Raw genomic sequence first — 20,257 nt, 5'->3', positions numbered from 1 at the left:
AGCTTTGAGCGGCCCTCCCGTCCGCACGGACACCCAGGAGGCGCCCGGCCAGGATCCCGTGGGGGGAATCCGTGACCGGGAATCGAAAGCGCCCCGTCGACGGGCCCGTGGGGGGACCTGGCCGACGGGGCGCTTTTCGCTGCCGCGGGCCTTGACGCAAGAGGGCTCCGCCGATGCGGAGTGCCCCCTCGCTGCCCGTCGCACTGGCGAGCCCTCCGCGGTGGCGAGGTGTGCTTCTTCCCGCCGCGGTGGCGAGGTGTGAAACGCGCGGGGCCGGCGGTGCCGAACTCGCCGCAATCGGTGGGTTCGGCACCGCCGCGCACGTTTCCTGTGGCTGAGCGCTGCCGCGGCCAGAAGGGTTCGCTCTGCCGTGCGGGCGCCCGGGGCCGGGGTGACAATGGAGGTGCGGTGCCTCTTGTGATGGCGAGGCGGCGGGGCCGTCAGGCGCGGCCGACCAGCTCGTACCCCGCCTCGTCCACGGCGTCGCGTACGGCGACGTCGTCCAGCTCGCCGGAGGAGGTGACGGTGACCTCTCCGGAGGCGGCCACGGCCTTCACCGCCGAGACGCCCTCGATCCGGGAGATCTCCTCGGAGACCGCGCCCTCGCAGTGGCCGCAGGTCATTCCGGAAACCTTGTAGGTGGTCGTGACGGTACTCATGGCCGACTCCTCAACTCTCAGTACAAAACCCTCGGTACAAGGCTCTCGACGCGAGAGCTCCGGGTACCGAACTCGGACCGCACGAGGGGCCCGGAGGGCCGGGCGGTGCGTGCGCGAGGTCAAAGATATACCCCTGCGGGGTATAGGCCAAGCGCTGCCTCACCCCACGTAGCGCCGCCCTCCGGCACCCCGCGGGGAGGGAACCGCGGAAGGCAGGTGGTCGGTGTGGAAGGCGCCTTGTGGGTGACGCTCGCGCTCGTGGGTGTCACCACCCTGCCGCCGCTGGTGCCCAACGCGGCGCTGATAGCGACGGCGGGTGCACTCGCGGCCGAAGGCCGGCTCCCGCTGCCGCTGGTGCTGCTGGTCGTCGCGGGCAGCGCGCTGGCCGGGGACGCACTGGTGTACTGGCTGGGGCGGCGCACCGGTGCGCGCAGCCGCCGGTGGCTGTCGACCGGCCCCCGCCGCAGGGCCGCGCTCGACCGTACCGCCGCCTGTGTGCGGCGGTACGGGGTGCCGTTCGTGATCGCGGTGCGCTTCGTGCCCAGCGGCCGGATCGTCGGTGGTCTGGCCACCGGCACGGTGGGCTACCCGGCCCGCCGCTTTCTGCTGGGCTCCGGCCTCGCGGAGCTGCTGTGGGCGAGCTACTCGGTGGGCGTCGGCTACTGGGGCGGGCGGGCACTTGCCGGAACCCTGGCCGGCGCGCTGCTCGGAGTCGGCGCCTCGGTGGTGCTGGCCGGCGCCGCGGCCGCGGTTCAGCGGGTGGTGCGGCGGCGGGCGTCGCGGCGGCGGGCTCCCCGTGCGGGCTTCCACGCGCCCCGGACGTCTGTTGGGGCGGCACCTGCGGTGCCGCCCCAAGGCGGTGACGGGCAGGCCGGTATCGCGGAGGGTATGCCGGAAGTCATGACCGGGGCCGCCTCAGTGACCGCCCCGGTGCCCCGGCCTGCGGGTGACCCACTCGCGGACGGTGTCCGCGAACCAGTAGGGCCTGCCTCCTTCCACCAGATCGGGCGGGGGTAGGAGGCCATGCTTCCGGTAGGAGCGCACGGTGTCCGGTTGGACGCTGATGTGCGCGGCGATTTCCTTGTACGACCAGAGTTCTCGGTCGGCCACTCTCGCACCTCCCAGGGTTGGCTGGTGATCGCTCAGCCTGTGCCCGGTGAACGACGGAGAGTGACCTTGGGAGGGGGGCTGTGCGACGGCTGTGACACCGCGCCCGTGAAACGGTGACATCGGTGACATGGCTGTCGTCTGCCGCTAGGCCCCGCAGCCGCGCAGGAACCGGCGGGTGCGCTCGGCGATCGGAAAAGGCTGGTCCGGCGGGCACGGGTACATGTCCTGCTCGACGATGGCGAACAGGTCCACCCCCAGGTTCTGTGCCGCGGCCAGCACCGGCTCCAACTCCGGTACACCCCGGGGCGGTTCGCACATCACGCCCTGGCGCACCGCGGGGCCGAAGGGCGTCCCCTCGCGTACGACGTCGGCGAGGATCTCCGGGTCCACCTGCTTGAGGTGCAGATAGTCGATCCGTTCGCCGTACCGTTCGATCAGCTCGACGCTGTCGCCACCGCAGTAGGCGTAGTGCCCGGTGTCCAGGCAGAGGTTGACCAGGTCGGAGTCGGTCGCGTCGAGGAAGCGGACGACATGTTCCTCGGTGTCGATATGGGTGTCCGCGTGCGGGTGGACGGCGATGCGCAGCCCGTACTTCTCGCCCACCTCCCGCGCCAACCGCTCCGTGCCCTGGGCGAGATGGCGCCACTGCTCGTTCGTCAGCTCGGCGGGTTCGATCAGTTCGGCCGTCTTGTCGTCGCGCCAGAAGGAGGGGATGACCACCAGGTGTGCGGCGCCCATGGCGCGGGTGAGCTCGGCGACGCGGGAGACGTGCGTCCAGGTCTCGTCCCAGACGTCCGGCCCCCGGTGCAGTGAGGTGAAGACGGTACCGGCGGAGACCTGCAGGCCGCGTGCGGTGACCTCGTCGGTGAGGCACGCCGGATCGGTCGGCAGGTAGCCGTAGGGGCCCAGCTCGATCCAGCTGTAGCCCGCCTGTGCCACCTCGTCCAGGAAGCGCTGCCAGGGCACCTGTTGCGGGTCGTCGGGGAACCACACGCCCCAGGAGTCGGGCGCGGAGCCGACCCGGATGTGGTCGAGCGAGGTGCCGGACGCAGAGGGGGTGGAAGGGGAGGGGGCGGGAGTGCCAGTCATGGCTCAGAGCCAATCCGGTCGCTAGGAGTCAGGTCAAGAGTTTGTCAGGACAACGCTTCATCCTGCTGAACTCTGCTCTACCCACCCGGAGGGGCGACGTCAATATGTAAGGACAAATTATTGACAGTGGCCCGTGGGCCGACGGACGATGTGCCGGGCACCTACACATCGGGCCGCGAGGAACGACGCGAGGAAAGACCCGCGAGGAACGACGCAGGAAAGACGTGAGGGAAGAGAGGGACGGTGGCATGACCGAGCCGCACGAGGTGGTCACCATGGGCCGCATCGGGGTCGACATCTACCCCCTCCAGACCGGCGTCCCGCTCCAGCACGTGGAGAGCTTCGGCAAGTTCCTCGGCGGCTCCGCCACCAACGTGGCCGTCGCCGCCTCCCGGCTCGGCCGCTCGACGGCGGTCATCACCCGCACCGGTGACGATCCGTTCGGCGTCTACTGCCACGAGGCGCTGCGCGACTTCGGCGTCGACGACCGATGGGTGACCCCGGTGGCGCAGTACCCCACACCGGTGACCTTCTGCGAGATCTTCCCGCCCGACGACTTCCCGCTCTACTTCTACCGGCAGCCCAAGGCACCCGACCTGGAACTGCACCCCGGTCAGCTCGACCTGGCGGGTGTCGCGGCGGCGCGCATCTTCTGGATGACCGGCACCGGGCTGTGCGAGGAACCCAGCCGAAGCGCCACCCTGGCCGCGCTCGCCGCCCGTGCGCCCGGCCGCGAGGAGGCGGTCGCCACCGTCTTCGACCTGGACTGGCGGCCGATGTTCTGGGGCGCGGGCAGCGCCGGGCAGCTCACCCGGGCCGAGGCCGCTCAAGCCGCGCGGCCGTACTACCGGGAGGCCCTGGCGCACGCCACCGTCGCCGTGGGCAACCTCGACGAGTGCGAGGTCGCCACCGGCACCCGCGAGCCGCACGCCTGCGCCGAGGCGCTGCTGGCGGCGGGAGCCGAGCTGGCCGTCGTCAAACAGGGGCCCAAGGGCGTGCTCGCCGTGCATGCCGACGGCACCGTCGCCGAGGTGCCCCCGCACCCGGTGGAGGTGGTCAACGGCCTGGGCGCGGGCGACGCGTTCGGCGGCGCCCTGTGCCACGGGCTGCTGTCCGGCTGGGACCTGGAGTACGCGATGCGGTACGCGAACGCGGCGGGCGCGCTGGTCGCCTCCCGGCTGGCCTGCTCCTCCGCCATGCCGACGGCACCCGAGGTCGAGGAGCTGCTGCGCGCGTGACTCCGGCGCCTGTCACCGCGCCCGTCACCGCCCCCGCCTCCGGCCCGCCCGGCCCGTACCGCCCCCACAACGCCGCGAAAGAGAGCCACCCTTGACCCCCAGCAGTGTCAGCATCCGCGAGCTGGCGTCCGTACGGACCCGACATCCGGAGGCCATCGCCGAGGCGGCGGCGCGGCGTGCGCGCCGGCCGCTGGTGGACGCGAGCGAGCGGCTGATGATCGTCGCCGCCGACCACCCGGCACGTGGCGCGCTGGGCGTCGGCGCCGACGAACTGGCCATGGCCAATCGTGCCGAACTGCTCGAACGCCTCGTCCTGGCGCTCTCCCGACCCGGCGTCGACGGAGTACTGGGCACCGCCGACATCCTGGAGGACCTCCTGCTGCTCGGCGCGCTGGAGCACAAGGTGGTGCTGGGCTCCATGAACCGCGGCGGGCTGGCCGGCGCCTCGTTCGAGCTGGACGACCGCTTCACCGGGCAGCGTGCCGAGGACATCGCACGGCTGCGCTTCGACGCGGGCAAGCTGCTGTTGCGTATCGACCACGACGACCCGGGCTCGCTGCGCACGCTGTACGCCGCGGCGCGTGCCGTCGACGACATGGCGGCACACCGGCTGCCGGTCTTCGTCGAGCCGTTCCTCAGTACCAGGGTGGACGGCAAGCTGACCAACGACCTGGGCGGGCCCGCCGTCGCCCGCTCCGTGGCCATCGCCGCCGGACTGGGCGGTACCTCCGCCTACACCTGGCTCAAATTGCCGGTCACCGAGGACCCGGACGACATGGCGTGGGTGTGCGAGACCTCCACGCTGCCCGTCGTACTGCTCGGCGGCGAGGTGCACGGCGACCAGGAGGGCACCTATGAGAAGTGGCGCAAGGCGCTCAGCCTGCCGACCGTGCGCGGGCTGGTCGTCGGGCGCTCCCTGCTCTACCCGGCCGACGGCGACGTGGGCGCGGCCGTGGACACCGCCGTCGGACTGCTCTGAAAGGGGCTGGCAGAGATGACACGCACCACCACCGACTTCCACCTGCGCGCCGGTAGTGCCGCAGTCGGCCCGTACGCCCTGGACATCGGTCCCGAGAGCGCCGGCTGGGGCTACTCGTCGCTGCGGGTGCTGGACCTCGGACCGGGGGAGACCCAGACGTTCACGACCGGCGAGAGCGAGTGGATCGTGCTGCCGCTGCGCGGCGGCTGCACCGTCGCGGCCGAGGGGCACACCCTCCGGCTCCACGGCAGGGAGAGCGTCTTCGCCTCCGTCAGCGACTTCGCGTACGTACCGCGGGACGCCGAGGTGGCGCTCAGCAGCGCGGCGGGCGGCCGGTTCGCACTCACCGGGGCGCGCTGCGAGCGGCGGCTGCCGGTCCGCTACGGCGCGGCCGAGGACGTGCCGGTCGAACTGCGCGGCAGCGGGCAGTGCTCACGGCAGGTCAACAACTTCGCGGCAGCGCACGTGTTCGAGGCGGACAAGCTCATCGCGGTCGAGGTGCTGACCCCCGGCGGCAACTGGTCCTCCTACCCGCCCCACAAGCACGACGAGCACCGCGAGGGGGTGGAGAGCGAACTGGAGGAGATCTACTACTACGAGATCGCCCCGCACCACGCCCCCGACGGTTCGGTCACCGAGGGCCTCGGCTACCAGCGGGTGACCCCCAGCGGCCACGGCAAGGGCACCGATGTGCTCGCCGAGGTGGGCAGCGGGGACGCGGTGCTGATCCCGGACGGCTGGCACGGCCCCTCCATGGCCGCGCCCGGGCACGACATGTACTACCTGAATGTGATGGCCGGGCCGGGGGTGGAGCGGGACTGGCTTATCTGCGACCATCCAGATCACGCGTGGATTCGCGGCGCGTGGGCCGATACGCCTGTGGATGCAAGGCTTCCGCTGTACGGGGCGATGGAATCCGCGGGATCGCCGGCAGGGGCGCAAGAGGAGAAGGGCGAGTGATGACGACCGTCAGGCTGACCGTCGCGCAGGCCCTGGTGCGCTTCCTCGCCGCGCAGTACACCGAACGGGACGGGCAGCGGCACCGGCTCATCGACGCCTGCTGGGGCATCTTCGGACACGGCAACGTCGCCGGACTCGGCCAGGCGCTCGTCGAGAGCGGGCAGGGGCCCGACGCGCCGCTCCCCTTCCACCAGGGCCGCAACGAGCAGGCGATGGTGCACGCCGCCGTCGGCTTCGCCCGCCAGCGCGGCAGGCTCTCCGCACAGGCCGTCACCACCTCCATCGGCCCCGGCGCCACCAACCTGGTCACCGGCGCCGCGCTGGCCACCGTCAACCGGTTGCCCGTCCTGCTGCTGCCCGGCGACATCTTCGCCAGCCGCGTCCCCGACCCGGTCCTGCAGCAGTTGGAGGTGCCGTACGCGGGTGACATCTCCGTCAACGACGCGCTGCGGCCCGTCTCCCGTTACTTCGATCGGGTACTGCGGCCCGAGGCGCTGGTCCCCGCCGCGCTCCAGGCCATGCGGGTGCTGACCGACCCGGCCGAGGTCGGCGCCGTCACCCTCGCGCTGCCGCAGGATGTGCAGACCGAGGCGCACGACTGGCCCGAGGAGTTCTTCGCCGAGCGCATCTGGCGGGTGGCGCGGCCGGTCCCCGAGCCGGAGGCGCTGGCCCTGGCCGCCGAGGCGGTGCGGGGCGCGCGGCGACCGCTGCTGGTGGCGGGCGGCGGCGTCCACCACAGCGAGGCAGAGGAAGCGCTGCGGGCCTTCGCCGATGTGACGGGCGTTCCGGTGGCCTCCACCCAGGCGGGCAAGGGCTCCCTGCTCCCCCAGCCTTCAGCCGGGGGGCACCCCCACGACCATCCCTGCGACGTGGGCGGCATCGGCCACACCGGCACCGCCGTGGCCGACGAACTGGCCCGCGCCGCCGACCTGGTGATCGGCGTCGGCACCCGCTACACGGACTTCACCACGGCGTCCGGCACCCTCTTCCCGGCCACGGCCCGCTTCCTCAACCTCAACGTCGCCGCCTTCGACGCGCACAAGCTCGGCGCACTCGCCGTCGTCGCCGATGCGCGGGCCGCGCTGGAGGCGCTGACCGGCGCACTGCGCGGTCACCGGGTCTCGCCGGACTACGAGGCCGAGTACCGGCGCGGCAAGCAGGCGTGGGAGCGCACCGTCGCCGAGGCGTTCGCTCCGCAGCCGCCGGAGGAGAAGGCCCGCCCCTCCCAGACCCAGGTGCTCGGCGCACTCGACTCCGTCGTCGGGGACGAGGACGTGGTCATCAACGCCGCCGGATCCATGCCCGGCGACCTGCACAAGCTGTGGCGCCCCCGCTCCCCGCGCCAGTACCACGTCGAGTACGGCTACTCGTGCATGGGCTACGAGATCCCGGCCGCCATCGGCGTACGGCTGGCCGCGCCGGACCGCCCCGTGTGGGCGCTGGTGGGCGACGGTACGTATCTGATGCTGCCCACCGAGATCGTCACCGCGGTCCAGGAGGGGGTGAACATCAACATCGTCCTCGTACAGAACCACGGCTACGCCTCCATCGGAGGCCTGTCCGAGCAGACGGGCGGCGAACGCTTCGGCACCGCCTACCGGTTCCGCGACGCCGAGGGCGGCTACACCGGCGAGGTGCTCCCCGTCGACCTGGCCGCCAACGCCGCCTCGCTCGGCATGGAGGTGTACCGGGCCGCCACCTACGACCAGCTCCGCGAGGCGCTGGCCGCGGCACGCGCGTCCGAGCGGCCCAGCTGCGTCCATGTCGAGACCGAGCAGGACCCGGCCGTCCCGGCGCCCGCACCGCAGGCGTGGTGGGACGTGGCCGTCGCCGAGACCTCGCAGCGCCCCGCGGCCCGCCGGGCCCGCGAGGAGTACGAGCGGCAACGCGCCCACCAGCGGCGCCATTTGTGAGCGCCGGCGGCCGAAGCGCCCGGGTGCCTCCGGTACGCCGGGGAGCCTCCGTCACGCCGGGGCGCCTTCGGCGCCGTCCGTGCGACCCCCTCGCAGCATGTCACGTCCGAAGAAAGGTCCCCTCCCCATGAAGACCCTCGGCCACTGGATCGGCAACAAGCCGGTGGAGTCCACCTCCGGAACCTTCGGCCCCGTCTACAACCCGGCCACCGGTGCCCAGCCCACCCAGGTCTCCCTCGCCTCGGTGGAGGAGGTGGACGCGGCGGTCGCCGCCGCCAGGGCGGCCTACCCCGAGTGGTCGCAGTCCTCGCTGGCCAAGCGGACCGCGTTCTTGTTCAAGTACCGCGAGCTGCTGGACGCGCGGCGCGACGAGATCGCCGAGCTGATCACCGCCGAGCACGGCAAGGTGCACTCCGACGCGCTCGGTGAGGTCGCGCGGGGCATGGAGATCCTGGAGCTGGCCTGCGGCATTCCGGAGAAGCTCAAGGGCGAGCTGTCCACCCAGGTCTCCACCCGGGTGGATGTCGCCTCCATCCGGCAGGCCGTCGGCGTGGTCGCGGGCATCACCCCGTTCAACTTCCCCGCGATGGTGCCGATGTGGATGTTCCCGCTGGCCATCGCCTGCGGCAACACCTTCGTTCTCAAGCCGAGCGAGAAGGACCCCTCGGCCGCCTACCGGCTGGCCGAACTCGCCGCCGAGGCGGGGCTCCCCGAGGGCGTGCTCAACGTCGTCAACGGCGACAAGGTGGCCGTCGACCGGCTGCTGGCCCACCCGGACGTGGCCGCCGTCTCCTTCGTCGGCTCCACCCCCATCGCCCGGTACATCCAGGCCGAGGCCACCGCGAACGGCAAGCGGGTGCAGGCGCTCGGCGGCGCCAAGAACCACATGATGGTGCTGCCGGACGCCGACCTGGACCACGCGGCGGACAACGCCATCAACGCCGCCTACGGCTCGGCGGGGGAGCGGTGCATGGCCGTCTCCGTCGTCGTCGCCGTCGGCGGGATCGCGGACGAGCTCGTCGCCAAGATCGCCGAGCGGGCCGGTGCGCTGCGCATCGGACCGGGTGACGACCCGGCCAGCGAGATGGGTCCCCTGATCACCAGGGAGCACCGCGACAAGGTCGCCTCGTATGTGAGCGGCGCCGCCGCGCAGGGCGCCGAGGTCGTGGTCGACGGCACCGGGTTCTCGGTGGAGGGCCACGAGAACGGCTTCTTCCTCGGCGTCTCGCTGCTCGACAAGGTTCGGCCGGGCATGGCCGCCTACGACGACGAGATCTTCGGCCCGGTGCTGTGCGTGGTGCGTGCCGAGACCTACGACGAGGGCCTGGCGCTGATCAACTCCAGCAAGTGGGGCAACGGCACCGCCATCTTCACCCGCGACGGCGGCGCGGCCCGGCGCTTTCAACTGGAGGTGGAGGCCGGCATGGTCGGCGTCAACGTGCCGATCCCGGTGCCGGTCGGCTACCACTCCTTCGGCGGCTGGAAGCAGAGCCTCTTCGGCGATCTGCACATCTACGGCAACGACGGCGTGCAGTTCTACACCCGCGGCAAGGTCGTCACCACCCGCTGGCCCGACCCCGCCGACAGCGCCGGTATCAACCTCGGCTTCCCCAGCAACCACTGACGGCGCCTCCGGCGGGAACGGGCGCCACGCCCCTTCCCGCCGACGCGGTGGCGCTCCCGCGCGGCGGTCTCCATGTGGCGGCCGGACGTGGGGTCCCGTGCGGGTCCCCACGCGCGGCCCGGCGGAAATGGGCGGGCCGGAACCAGAACGTCCGGCTTCGATAGGCTCGCACCCATGCTCGCCGCACCCTTGCCCTGGCTCCGGGCGCTGAAGGACACCGCGCGCTCCGGTCTCAGTGTGGAGCGGGCCTCGCTGACGCCGCTGGCGGCGGTGCGCGGCGCGTGCGGTGTGGGCCTCGTGATCGCGCTGGCGCTGCTGATCGGGAATCCCCAACTGGCCGTCTCCAGTGCGTTCGGTGCCTTCGCCTCGGGCATCGCGACCTTCCAGCGCAGTTGGCGGCCCCGACCCGTGCTGGCGCTGGCCGCGTCGACGGGGCTGGCGATCTCCACCTTCGTCGGCTACCTGCTGGTCGGCCTGCCGTGGGCGTTCATACTGCTGCTGGCCCTGTGGGCGTTCCTGGCCGGGATGGCGTGGGGCGTCGGGCCCACCTCCGGGGTGGTGGCGGCCTTCAACATCTCCGTCATGCTCATCACCGTCCACCTGCCCACCAGCACCCTGGGCGCGCTCAGCCACGCCGCGCTGATCGCCGCGGGCGGTGTGGTGCAGGCCGCGTTGATCCTGCTGTTTCCCGTACGGCCCTGGGGCGAGCGCCGCGACACCCTCGCCGACGCGCTGGCCGCCGTCGCCGACTACGCGCGCCGGCTGCGGCACGACCCGATGGCGCCCTTCGACCCCGAACCGCTGATCGAGGCCCGCAGCGCCGCCGCCGTCACCCCCCGTCAGGCCCGCCGCCGCCCCCGCCAGTTGCACGGCTACCGGGCCATGGCCGAACGCTTCCGCCCGGTGCTGGCCTCCCTCGCCGACCCGGTGGTGGGCGGCGCCCCGATGGTGGGCCCCGAACGGGACCGGGTACGCGAGCTGCTGGCCGCCGCCGCGACCGTGCTGGACGCCAGCGCGCGGGCCATCCGCCGCGGCGAGCGGGTCCGGCTGCCCGACCAGGCGCTGGACGTGCTCCAAGTCCCCAAGAGCGGACCCGTGCTGAGCGGACCCGCCCGGCGTGCCGCACTGCGCCTCATCGCGCTCACCGACGACGCCGTGGAAGCCGCACAGGAGCCCGTCGAGGTCACCCGCGGCGGCGTGCTGGCCCGGGTGACCTGGCATGTGGCCGACCGCGAGGGCCGCCGCAGCGGCTTCCCCGACCAGCCGCCGGTGGTGGACGCCAGCCTGGACGGCCCCTACGGCCCCGACCCGGAGGAGATCGCCGCCGAGGAGGCCGCGGCCCGGGCGGCCGAACTCGCCCGCCGCAAGGCGGCCGGCGGCAAGCACACCCCCGCCGCCGGGCACGCGCTCGCCCGCGAACGCCATCTGCACATGCCCACCCTCGCCGGGCTGGTGCCCGTCGCACTCCGCGCCTTCCGCCGCGAACTGCACTGGAAGTCCCCGATCCTGCGGCACGCGCTGCGCGTCAGCGTCGTCGTCTCCCTCGGCTATCTGCTCGGCCGGGCCCTCCCGCCCGCGCACGGCTACTGGGTGCCACTCACCGCCGTCATGGTGCTGCGGCCCGACTTCTCCCGTACGTACCAGCGGGGCATCGGCCGGGCTGTCGGCACGCTGGTCGGTGTCGCCATCGCGGGAACGGTGATGGCGCTGGCGGGCCCCGGCTCCTATCTCAGCGCCGGGTTGGCCGTGGTGAGCGTGGGCCTGCTCTATCTGCTGCTGAGCACGGGGTATGTCATCGCGTCCGTCTGCACCGGCGCTTATGTGGTCTTCCTCCTCGGCATCCTGGGCGCCGACTGGTACCAGACCGCCTACGAGCGCGCCGGACTGACCGCGCTGGGCGGGCTGCTCGCCATGCTCAGCTACGCGCTCTTCCCCGCCTGGGACACCCCGCTGCTGCGTGACCGGCTCGGCGACTGGCTGGCGGCGACCGGACGGTACGCCATCGCCGTGCTGGACGCCTTCGCGCAGCCCGCCGAACACGACCCCCGCCAGGTGCGCGAAGCCCTGCTCGACACCCGCGCGGCCCGGCAGAACTGGGAGCAGACCCTCGGCCGCGCCGAGGCCGAGCCCGTCCGCCAGCACGGCCGCCTCTCCCGGCTCTCCCGCCGCTCCGCCAGCGACGCCCAGTCCGCGCTGGTCACCATGGGCCGCGCGTGCATGCTGCTGGAGGCGCATCTGCCCAGCCCCCATCCCAGCTTCCGGCCCGACAGCGCCGCCGCCGACTTCTCCGCGGCCCTCGCCGGCGACATCTCCACCGCGGTGACGGCCGTCCGCCGCAGCGAGCCGGTGGAGTGGAACGCCGTCCACGACGCCCTGGCGCGCTGGTGGGAACAGGCCGACCACCCCCCGCCCGTCGCCCTGCGCACGGCCGAACTCCTCACCGACGCCCTGGACGACCTGGCCCAGGCGGTCGCCCCCAAGAGCGCGCCGCGGGCCGGGAGCGGGCGGTAGGTCCGCGGCGCGCGACCAGGGGGCCGCGGCACCGGCACCCCACCGTCCGCCCTCCCCCCGGCACCCGGTGCTCAGCCGTCCCGCAGTCTTCCGGCCTGCTCGTCGCCCACCCGGGTGGTCCGCTGCAGGTATCGCTCGATCACCGCCAGCTCCTCGGTGGTGAAGGTGTCCAGGGCCGAGGCGAAAGCGGCGCCGGGTGCTTCCCAGGCGGCCGCGAGTTCCCCCGCACGTCGGGTGGACGGCGTGACCCGGGTCTTCCTGCGGTCGTGCGGGTCAGGGCCCTTCTCGACCAGCCCGGCCCGCTCCAGACGATCCACCAGCCGGGTGGCCGAACCGGAGGTCAGGCCGGTCAGCTTGGCGATCTCACCGGTGGTGAGCGGTTCGGGTTCGAGGCCGAGCAGGCTCACACACTGCAGATCGGTCGGATGCAGCCCCAGCCGCTCCGCCATGGCCTGGTTGAACAAGGTGTAGGCGGCGTGCTGCCGCCGGGCGGCCACGGTGACGGCCGCGAGCAGGTCGGCACGGTTTCGGTTTGACACGTCGGGGCATCCATCCCTTACTTTTCTCTGCGTCACGCAGATATTTCGTGACGCAGACTCTATCCGATGGGGAGAACATTGTGAGCACCCTGCCCGCTGCCCGGCTCCGCGAGCTGTACGGCCGCTGGTCCGAGCTGTGGCGCGGCGACTTCAGCCACGCCGATGAGATCCTGCACCCCGACTTCGTCGTCCACCAGGCGCGGCCCGACGGCAGCGACTCGGAGGCGACGCTGGGCCCCGCGCGGCTGCTGCCCGAGATCGAGCAGACCCGGGCGGCGTTCCGGGACATCCGCATCGGCGTGGACCTCGGACCGATCGTCGAGGACGACCTGATAGCCGCACGGTGGACCATGACCGCCGCCTACAACGGCGGGCTTCCCGCAGCCACCGCGCCGGTCGGCACCGAGGTCTCCTTCAGCGGCCACGACATCCTGCGGGTGGCCGACGGCAGGTTCGTCGAGTACTGGACCTGCACCGATGTGCTGGACGGTCTCTCCCAACTCGGCGCCGTCTCCGGCCCCAACGGCCCACCCCGCAACTGACCACGCCGCCGCCTCCCCCTCCGGCCGGGGCGGCCTTCGCCGCCCGCCCGCCTGCACGCCGGGACCGGCGCGCCCCAGTGTGCGTCCGGTCCTGGCCGAGGTCGCCGTCCTCAAGATCCCGGCATTCCGGAACTTGTGTTCTTCCCCGCATCAGCGGGGAAGGCCGCTGTGGCGGCACTGATCGTGCCGCGTCTACGCTGCTGTTGTCCCGACCCCGCCGATCCGAAACCGTCCTCATGTCCCCTTCCTCGGTCGCCTTCCTCCTTGGAGCAGTCTTCCTGCCGGTCGGCGCCGCCGTGGGCGCACTGTCGTACCGCGAGGTCCGCCGGGTTCGGCGCCTTCTGAGGAGCGGCGCGACGGCGCGGGGTGTGGTGACCCGGCTGTCAGCCACCGAAATGCGCTCCTCGAGCTCCGAGGGTCCGATCTCTGTCGGGAGTTACGGGAACCTCGTGTACTACCCCGTCGTCGAGTGGGTCACCGCAGACGGCCGTCCCATGGAGACCACGGCCAACATCGCCCGTCCCATCGACCGGACTCCTGCCCCCGGCACCCAGGTCTGCGTCCGCTACGACTCGGCGGACCCCTCCTGTTGGGCGCTCGAGTCGAACGGCACCGGTATGTTCCGCGGCTTTGCCGCTATCGGGGCGCTCTGCGCGGTGATCGGGGCAGGGCTCTTCCTCCTGGGGCTGGTGCTGAGCTGACCCGCCAAGACACCTACGCGCCCCGGTCGGTGGTCCGGCTGCTTTGCGCCCAGGGGGGCCGCACCTCGGGTGTCCGGCGGCGCTGTCCTCTACCGCTGTACCAGAGCCTGGACCACTGGCCCGTCCTCGGTGTCCAAGACCCGAACCTCGAAGCTCCGACGCGGAAAGTCGCTCTCAAGGGTCGAGAGCCAACAGAAGGCGATGTCTTCGGCAAGTCGTTGGAGGTATGTCTCCATCTCGGGTTTCTCTGCCTCAGGCGTGGACCCACTGTCCACCACGTGCCACAGACGGAACTGATTCAGCACCGCTTCCACGGACGTCGCATCGCCGTGCAAGTGGGTGTACCAGCTTTGGAAGTTCTCCGGCTCGTAAGCCCTGTCCCAGATGACGCAGTCCAGAACCTCGACGAACGTCGGGCGCAAGCAGCGTGCCACCGCCAGCCAGTCCGGCAACTCAAGGCGCTGGGCCGCATAGTCGAGATGGTCGAGGCCACCCGCACCGCTGTCCGCGGCCCATCTGTCGATGTCCGGGTGAACGGCTCTTCTCGGTTCCTCGAGCATGGGTTGCCCTTCCCGAAGGCGTGACGCGCCGGCCGAGCAGGCTGTAGATGAAGGACGCCGTTCGGCCGTCGGCGGTCTCCGGCAGGTGCGGCTAGTTGGTGATCCGGCCGCCCGTGACGTCCAGGGTGACGCCCGTCAGATAGCCGGCGGCGTTGGAGGCGAGGAAGAGGGCGGCCGAGGCGATGTCGGTGGGCTCGGCCAGGCGGCGCAGGGGGTGGCGCAGGGCCGCTTTGTGCTGGAGTTCCTTGGACATGGCGGCGGTGACCTTCGCGGTGCGGACCGTGGTGGGGGCCAGGCAGTTGACGCGGATGCCCTGCGGGCCGAGCTCGGTGGCGAGTTGGCGGGTGAGCATGGTCAGGCCGGCGTTGGCCGCGCCGTGGGCGAGGTTGACCTGGCCGGGTTGGCGGCCCGCCGCCGAGGACAGGGTGAGGATGCTGCCGCTGAAGCGCTCCACCATGCCGGGCAGGAAGGTGTGGATGGTGAGGAAGGCGGAGGTCAGATCGGCGTCGAGGATCTGGCGCCAGCGGTCCTCGGCCAGCTCGGTGGTGGGGATCGGCTCGCCGGGGCTGCCCGCGAAGGCGGCGAGGATGTCGACGGGACCCAGCTCGTCGGCCACCCGCTCCGCCACGCGGCCCAGCGCTCCCGCGTCCGTGACATCGGCGACGACGCCGATCGCGGTGCCGCCCTGCTTGCCGATGCTGTCGGCGACCTCGAACAGCGCGGGCCGGTCCCGGCCCACCAGGCAGACGGCGACGCCCTGTCCGGCCAGCGCCCGCCCGGTCTCGGCGCCGATGCCCCGTGAACCGCCCGTGACCACCGCCACCTTGCCCGCCAGGTCGGGGTAGACCGGGTGGGCCGGGGAGTCTTCGGGCCTGTGCTCGGTCGTCATCAGCGGTGGTCTCCTTCGCCGGTGTTCAGGCCCAGTTCGCGGCGGCGCCGGTGGCCGTAGAGCGCGGCGCCGACGGCGCAGCCCACCAGGACGGTGTCGGCGATGGCCGAGCCGACGAAGAAGCTCGTCAGGCCGGTCGGCTCCGACCGGCGCGGCCGTACGTCGCCCTCCGGGTCGGCGAAGACCCGCAGGGTGTCGCCCGCTTCGTCCTCGTCGCAGCCGATGACCAGGTTGTCGTCGGCCGTGACGTTGCCCGGGGAGAGGGGACGCAGATCGCAGGTGGGTTCCCCCTTGGCGTGGTGGTGCACCTCGGTCATCTCCACGCGCACCCACTCGCCGCGCTCCAGCAGCACGGAGGTGGAGTAGCCGTGCCCGGCGACCGGAAAGAGCGCTATGCCCGCGAAGATGACCAGCAGCAGATAGCGGCGGCGCGGCCCGTAGTGCGTCAGCTCCAGCAGCAGCACGATCAGATAGCCGGCGGTGACCGCGACCAGTACCCAGAAGAGCGGTCTGCCGCCGCCCACGTAGCGGGGCACCAGCATGATGCCGGCGGCCAGTGCGCAGCCCACCAGCGTCGCGGCCGTCGCCAGCGCCACCGCCGCGGGGCGGGACAGCCGCTGGATGCGGGCGTCCAGCCGGGGGCTGAGCCGGTGCGGGGCGGCGGGCTGGGAGCCGAGCCGCGAATAGAGGGGGGCACGGGGCGAGGCGGGGCGCGGCGGCCGTCTCGTGGGGCCTCCGGGGGCGGGGGTGCCCGCCTGGTAGGTGCCGCCGGTGGGAGCGTCGGGGCGCGGTCGGTAGCGGCGGACCTTGGCCGTCCCCGCGCAGCCGGCGGCCGTCAGGATCACGGCCCACGCGAGCAGCGCGCCGTAGACGGTGGGGTCGGGCTCCTCGTACGGGTCGGAGGAGAACGCCTGGGTGAGCCCCGCCGCGAGGAAGATGAACGCCAGGAAGAACGCGAGGACGCAGGCCGTCCACCAGCCGGCCCGCCGTCCGCGCAGCGCCTGTTCGGTCCTGCCCCGGCGGGCCGGTACTCCGTACAGCTCGATGAGCCTGCGCCGGTCGCGGCTCTTGCTGCGCAGCGGCAGCAGCAGCGCGAGGGCCGCCGGGACGAGTGCGGCACCGATGACCAGCGACAGGTTCGCGGCCAGGCCCTTGGGGCGGCTGACGTGGGTGTAGTCGTAGATGCCGGAGGCGAGGAAGCCGCAGCCCGCGCACAGTCCGACGATCAGCGCGATGCGGGTGAACAGTTCACCGGGTGCGAGTTCGGCGCGTACCAGGGCCTCTCCGTACGCGCGGTCGTCCGGGGTGTCGTCCCCGGCCGGTTCGCCGCCGTTCGCGGCCCGCTGGATGCCGGCCGTCCTCGCCATCTTCCTGCCCCCCGATCGTGTCGAGTCCCGCTCAGCTGCTCCGAGTCCCGTGCCCAGCACTCTAGGGGGCTCCACCGACAACGCCAGGGCCCGGGGCCCGGGACGAGCTGCGCGGGCGCACGATGAGGAGGAACCCGCCGACCGGCGGCAGCGCCGACTTCGCCGCCCCGCACCGCCGCTGCGGCTTCGTCCCGGCGGGACGCCTCGCCGAAGGGGCCGCCAACACGGTCGCTGGAGCGGCACCGTGCTGAGGCAGCTCGCCATCGAGCGGGAGCGGGAGACGCACTAGCCTGTGGCCGATGGCGGGTCAGGGGAAAGGGTTACCTCAGGGCACCCGGTGGCGACTGGGGGTCGGAGCGCTGGCTGCGCTCGTGCTGGTCGGGGTGCTGCTCGCGGTGCCCGACGGTACGGAGCGCCAGGAGGGCTGCTCCGGGGCGCGGGTGACCGGTTGGCGCGCCGACGACCGGATGACGCGGGAGCTGGCCCGGTACGGCGACGACAACGCGCGGTTCGACGACTGGACGGGCGGGGACGGCACCCGCTCGGTGCGGCTGCCCGACGGGCGGACGCTGTGGCTGTCCGCCGACACCTTCCTCGACCAGGTGCACGGCGCCGGGTACGGCGTTGCGAGCCGCAGACCCGATCCCGCGTGGGTGCGCAACTCGGCGCTGGTGATGTCCGAGGACGGACGGTTCGAGCGGACGCTGCTGGGCGGCGCCGCCACCCGGCCCACGGCCCTCTTCCCGGGCACGGCGACCGCCGACGGACGTGAGGTGTGGCGCTGGCCGGTGCAGGCGATGGTGGAGCCGCGCCGCCCGGGCTCGGCCGAGAAGGTGGTGCGGGTGCTGCTGTGGCAGCGCGAGGTGGGCCGGGCGCCGTGGATCTTCGGCGTGCCCCGGGCCTCGGAGGTGGCGACGCTGTCGCTGCCCGATCTGCGGTTGGAGGGCATCGAGCAGATTCACCGGCCGCGCCAGTCGGACGTCGAGCGGCGTGTCCTGTACGGCACCTCGGCGGTGGCCAGGGGCGGGTGGACGTATGTCTTCGGCGCGGACGAGGGCAGCGTGGACGGCAAGGCCTCCCGGGCCCACGTCGCCCGTGTGCCGCGGGGCCGGCTCGACGCCCCGGACACCTGGCAGTACTGGGCCGGGCCTGCCGACCGGGCCGACGGCGGGTGGCAGGAGGACCCGGCGCGCTCAGAGCCGATACTCGTGGGCAAGACCGTGCAGCGGGGCGCGACCGGTACCTACTCGGTGGTCCGGCACCAGGACAGCTGGCTGCTGCTGACCATGGACGCGGGGGCGCCGGACGGCCGCGGGGTCACCGACATCGTCTCGTACTGGGCGTGCGCGCCGACCGGGCCCTGGCACGGGCCCGGCCGGGTGGCGAAGCCGCCGCTGCCCGAGGGCGCCCAGGGCGTCGGCGCGGTGCCGTACAACCCGCAGGGCCACCCCGAGTTCGGGCGCGGCACCAAGAAGGGGCTGCTGGTCAGCTACGACGTGAACGTGCTGGACTCCGGCGGCGCCATCCACCGGGACGTGGCCCTCTACCGGCCGCGTTTCCTGCGTCTGACGCTCGCTCCGGCACGGTGACTGTGTCCGTCAGTCGCCGACCTGTGCGGCGAGGCCGTTGGTCAGGCGCAGGAGCTCGTCGAAGTCGGTGGCGAACATCGTGTACTTGTCGCCGCCCCCGGCCCAGACCACCTCGTGCTCCTTGAGCTGTACGTCGACCAGGGTGCGCAGCGGCTGCGGGTGTCCGACCGGGGCCACTCCGCCCACCTGCTGCCCCGTCGCCTCGGCGACGAACTCGGGGCTCGCCCGGCGCACCTTCCGCTTGCCGACGCCGAGCAGCGCGGCCACGAGCCCGGTGTCCACCCGGTGGGCGCCACTGGCCACCACCATCAGCGGATCGCCGTCGACGGCGAAGACCAGGCTGTTGGCGATCGCACCGACGGCGCACCCCAGTTGGTCGGCCGCGGCGACGGCGGTGGGCATGGGGACGGGGAATGCGCGGATCTCCCCGCCGGCGCCCCGCTCGCGCAACTGCTCGGCGACACGCTGTGCTGCATCGACGCGTTGTGCTGCATCCATGCGCACGAGCCTAATGAGGCGGGATCGCCGGTCAAACGGATTCCGGGCGGCCGGGGCTCACTCGTCCCGCTCCCGTTCCTGCTCCCGCTCGCGTTCCCACTCCCGCTCGCGGGCGCGCCGGGCCGCCTCCGTGGGGCGGCGTATCGGGTCCACTTCCTGGTCGATGTCGGGTATGCGGTCCAGGTCCTCGTCGCGGGTCTCCTCCTCCCAGAGTGCCCGGTATTTCGCGTCGCGCATCTTCAGCAGGACGCAGGCGACCACTGCGGAGAGCAGGGAGCCGACGAGGACGGCGGCCTTGGTGTGCTCGGTGACGGCGGCCTCGCCGGAGAAGGCCAGTTCGGACACGAGGAGTGAGACCGTGAAGCCGATACCGGCCAGCATCGCCACTCCGGCCACATCCGCCCAGGCCAGTTCGGAGCTGAGCCGGGCGCGGGTGAAGCGGGCGGCCAGATAGGTGCCGCCGAAGACGCCGAGGAACTTGCCCGCGAACAGGCCCAGCATCACACCGAGCGCCTCGGGTTGCCGGAAGGTCTCGCTCAGCGCCGATCCGGAGACGCCGACGCCCGCCGCGAACAGGGCGAAGACGGGTACGGCGAACCCCGCCGACAGCGGGCGGACCAGGTGCTCGATGCGCTCGGCGGGGGAGGAGCTGTCCGGGTCGTCGGGGTCCTCGGGCTTCACCCGCAGCAGCAGGCCCATGGCGACGCCCGCGATGGTGGCGTGCACGCCGCTGTTGTACATCAGCGCCCAGATGACCAGGCCCAGCGGTACGTACACGTACCAGCCGCGCAGCCGCAGATTGACGTGGAGGATCCGGAAGACCACCAGCCCCGCGACGGCTCCGGCGAAGGCCGCCCAGTTGAGGGTGGAGGTGTAGAAGACGGCGATGACCAGGATCGCGCCCAGGTCGTCGACGATGGCGAGGGTGAGCAGGAACGCGCGGATGCCGGAGGGCAGATTGGTGCCGATCACCGCGAGGACGCCGAGCGCGAAGGCGATGTCGGTCGCCATCGGGACGGCCCAGCCGTTCAGGTTGCCGTTGTCGAGCAGATTCACCACGACATAGCAGAGCGCGGGTACGACCATGCCGCTGGCCGCCGCGACCACGGGTAGCGCGGCGGCGGCCGGGCGGCGCAGTTCGCCGACGGTCAGCTCGCGTTTCAGCTCGATACCGGCCACGAAGAAGAAGATCGTCAGGATGCCGTCCGAGGCCCAGTGCTCCACGGACAGGTCCAGGCCCAGGGCGGGGATGCCGAAGTGGAAGGTGCGTACCGTCTCGTACAGATGTGCGAGCGGAGTGTTGGCCCAAACCAGCGCCACCACGGCGGCGACCAGCAGTACCGTCCCGCCGACCGTCTCGGTGCGCAGCGCGTCGGACAGGAGCCTGCGCTCCCGTGCGGAGGGGCGGGCGAAGAGCGAGGTGCCGGACTCGTCCTGTTGCTTGTTCTGCTGATCGCGGCTCTGGTCTGCGGTGGGCGGTGTCATGGGC

The 20,257-nt window shown here is 72.5% G+C and carries 18 protein-coding genes and 1 pseudogene; 10 read left to right on the top strand and 9 right to left on the bottom strand.

The genetic code is table 11. The features are described 5' to 3' along the window. Window positions 1-440: 440 nt before the first annotated feature. A complete protein-coding gene (locus KBY19_RS04365) occupies window positions 441-659 on the bottom strand; it encodes a heavy-metal-associated domain-containing protein (protein WP_099881137.1) in 219 nt (72 codons plus the stop codon). On the opposite strand from KBY19_RS04365, the pseudogene KBY19_RS37440 reads away from it, so the two are divergent. Beyond that, window positions 609-1,310, top strand: a pseudogene (locus KBY19_RS37440) (DedA family protein); the annotation flags it as partial. The gene KBY19_RS04365 and the pseudogene KBY19_RS37440 sit on opposite strands and share 51 nt — an antisense overlap. 264 nt (window positions 1,311-1,574) lie before the next feature. On the opposite strand, the gene KBY19_RS37435 reads toward KBY19_RS37440, so the two are convergent. Together KBY19_RS37435 and KBY19_RS04355 are read right to left on the bottom strand one after the other, a co-directional pair. Then, window positions 1,575-1,769: an AlpA family transcriptional regulator gene (locus tag KBY19_RS37435; RefSeq protein ID WP_099881135.1), complete on the bottom strand. Its 195-nt coding sequence runs from the start codon at window positions 1,767-1,769 to the stop codon at window positions 1,575-1,577. A gap of 144 nt (window positions 1,770-1,913) precedes the next feature. Further along, window positions 1,914-2,858: a sugar phosphate isomerase/epimerase gene (locus tag KBY19_RS04355; protein ID WP_210965189.1), complete on the bottom strand. Its 945-nt coding sequence runs from the start codon at window positions 2,856-2,858 to the stop codon at window positions 1,914-1,916. Window positions 2,859-3,106: 248 nt separating this feature from the next. Between KBY19_RS04355 and iolC the strand changes: the two genes are divergently transcribed. The 6 genes from iolC (at window position 3,107) to KBY19_RS04325 (ending at window position 12,083) form a co-directional block, all read left to right on the top strand. After that, window positions 3,107-4,096 (top strand): 5-dehydro-2-deoxygluconokinase, encoded by a 990-nt coding sequence (iolC, locus tag KBY19_RS04350; RefSeq protein ID WP_099881130.1) that lies wholly within the window; start codon window positions 3,107-3,109, stop codon window positions 4,094-4,096. Window positions 4,097-4,187: 91 nt separating this feature from the next. Further along, window positions 4,188-5,075, top strand: a complete 888-nt coding sequence (locus KBY19_RS04345) for a deoxyribose-phosphate aldolase (RefSeq protein WP_210965188.1) — start codon at window positions 4,188-4,190, stop codon at window positions 5,073-5,075. 15 nt (window positions 5,076-5,090) lie between these two features. Continuing rightward, window positions 5,091-6,035: a 5-deoxy-glucuronate isomerase gene (gene iolB / locus KBY19_RS04340; protein ID WP_185016904.1), complete on the top strand. Its 945-nt coding sequence runs from the start codon at window positions 5,091-5,093 to the stop codon at window positions 6,033-6,035. Continuing rightward, the gene (gene iolD, locus KBY19_RS04335) at window positions 6,035-7,948 is read left to right on the top strand and encodes a 3D-(3,5/4)-trihydroxycyclohexane-1,2-dione acylhydrolase (decyclizing) (RefSeq protein ID WP_099881125.1); all 1,914 of its coding nucleotides are present in this window, start codon (window positions 6,035-6,037) and stop codon (window positions 7,946-7,948) included. The genes iolB and iolD overlap by 1 nt, the downstream gene beginning before the upstream one ends. Window positions 7,949-8,075: 127 nt before the next feature. Continuing rightward, window positions 8,076-9,572 carry a CoA-acylating methylmalonate-semialdehyde dehydrogenase gene (locus KBY19_RS04330; RefSeq protein WP_210965187.1) on the top strand — a complete coding sequence of 499 codons (1,497 nt, stop codon included), beginning with the start codon at window positions 8,076-8,078 and terminating at the stop codon, window positions 9,570-9,572. A gap of 174 nt (window positions 9,573-9,746) precedes the next feature. Continuing rightward, window positions 9,747-12,083, top strand: a complete 2,337-nt coding sequence (locus KBY19_RS04325; protein ID WP_099881121.1) for an FUSC family protein — start codon at window positions 9,747-9,749, stop codon at window positions 12,081-12,083. A 71-nt stretch (window positions 12,084-12,154) separates the two neighbouring features. Here the strand turns inward: KBY19_RS04325 and KBY19_RS04320 are convergent, their stop codons facing one another. After that, on the bottom strand, window positions 12,155-12,622 hold the full coding sequence (locus KBY19_RS04320) for a MarR family transcriptional regulator (RefSeq protein WP_099881119.1): 468 nt from the start codon (window positions 12,620-12,622) through the stop codon (window positions 12,155-12,157). 80 nt (window positions 12,623-12,702) lie between these two features. Between KBY19_RS04320 and KBY19_RS04315 the strand changes: the two genes are divergently transcribed. After that, window positions 12,703-13,164, top strand: a complete 462-nt coding sequence (locus KBY19_RS04315) for an ester cyclase (RefSeq protein ID WP_307843433.1) — start codon at window positions 12,703-12,705, stop codon at window positions 13,162-13,164. Window positions 13,165-13,400: 236 nt separating this feature from the next. Further along, window positions 13,401-13,865: a DUF3592 domain-containing protein gene (locus tag KBY19_RS37695; protein WP_185016901.1), complete on the top strand. Its 465-nt coding sequence runs from the start codon at window positions 13,401-13,403 to the stop codon at window positions 13,863-13,865. An 89-nt stretch (window positions 13,866-13,954) separates the two neighbouring features. On the opposite strand, the gene KBY19_RS04305 is transcribed toward KBY19_RS37695, so the two are convergent. The 3 genes from KBY19_RS04305 to KBY19_RS04295 all read right to left on the bottom strand — a co-directional run bounded on the left by KBY19_RS04305 (window position 13,955) and on the right by KBY19_RS04295 (window position 16,681). Continuing rightward, window positions 13,955-14,425, bottom strand: coding sequence for a hypothetical protein (locus KBY19_RS04305; RefSeq protein WP_247690581.1), 471 nt, complete (start codon window positions 14,423-14,425; stop codon window positions 13,955-13,957). Between the two features lie 91 nt (window positions 14,426-14,516). Then, window positions 14,517-15,314: an SDR family NAD(P)-dependent oxidoreductase gene (locus KBY19_RS04300; protein ID WP_210965186.1), complete on the bottom strand. Its 798-nt coding sequence runs from the start codon at window positions 15,312-15,314 to the stop codon at window positions 14,517-14,519. Continuing rightward, a complete protein-coding gene (locus tag KBY19_RS04295; protein WP_185016899.1) occupies window positions 15,314-16,681 on the bottom strand; it encodes a hypothetical protein in 1,368 nt (455 codons plus the stop codon). The genes KBY19_RS04300 and KBY19_RS04295 overlap by 1 nt, the downstream gene beginning before the upstream one ends. 299 nt (window positions 16,682-16,980) lie before the next feature. Between KBY19_RS04295 and KBY19_RS04290 the strand changes: the two genes are divergently transcribed. Further along, window positions 16,981-18,270 carry a DUF4185 domain-containing protein gene (locus tag KBY19_RS04290; protein ID WP_099881110.1) on the top strand — a complete coding sequence of 430 codons (1,290 nt, stop codon included), beginning with the start codon at window positions 16,981-16,983 and terminating at the stop codon, window positions 18,268-18,270. A gap of 9 nt (window positions 18,271-18,279) precedes the next feature. Here KBY19_RS04290 and KBY19_RS04285 read toward each other — a convergent pair whose 3' ends face one another. Continuing rightward, window positions 18,280-18,768, bottom strand: coding sequence for a YbaK/EbsC family protein (locus tag KBY19_RS04285; protein WP_099886517.1), 489 nt, complete (start codon window positions 18,766-18,768; stop codon window positions 18,280-18,282). A gap of 57 nt (window positions 18,769-18,825) precedes the next feature. Beyond that, entirely contained in the window at window positions 18,826-20,253 is a 1,428-nt protein-coding gene (gene nhaA, locus KBY19_RS04280) for a Na+/H+ antiporter NhaA (RefSeq protein ID WP_210965185.1), read from the bottom strand. Between the last annotated feature and the right edge of the window lie 4 nt (window positions 20,254-20,257).

The organism is Streptomyces sp. B15 (assembly GCF_018070605.1).
GTDB lineage: Bacteria > Actinomycetota > Actinomycetes > Streptomycetales > Streptomycetaceae > Streptomyces > Streptomyces smyrnaeus.
The sequence above is the reverse complement of the archived record's forward strand: the minus strand, read 5'-3'. Positions and strand labels throughout refer to the sequence as shown.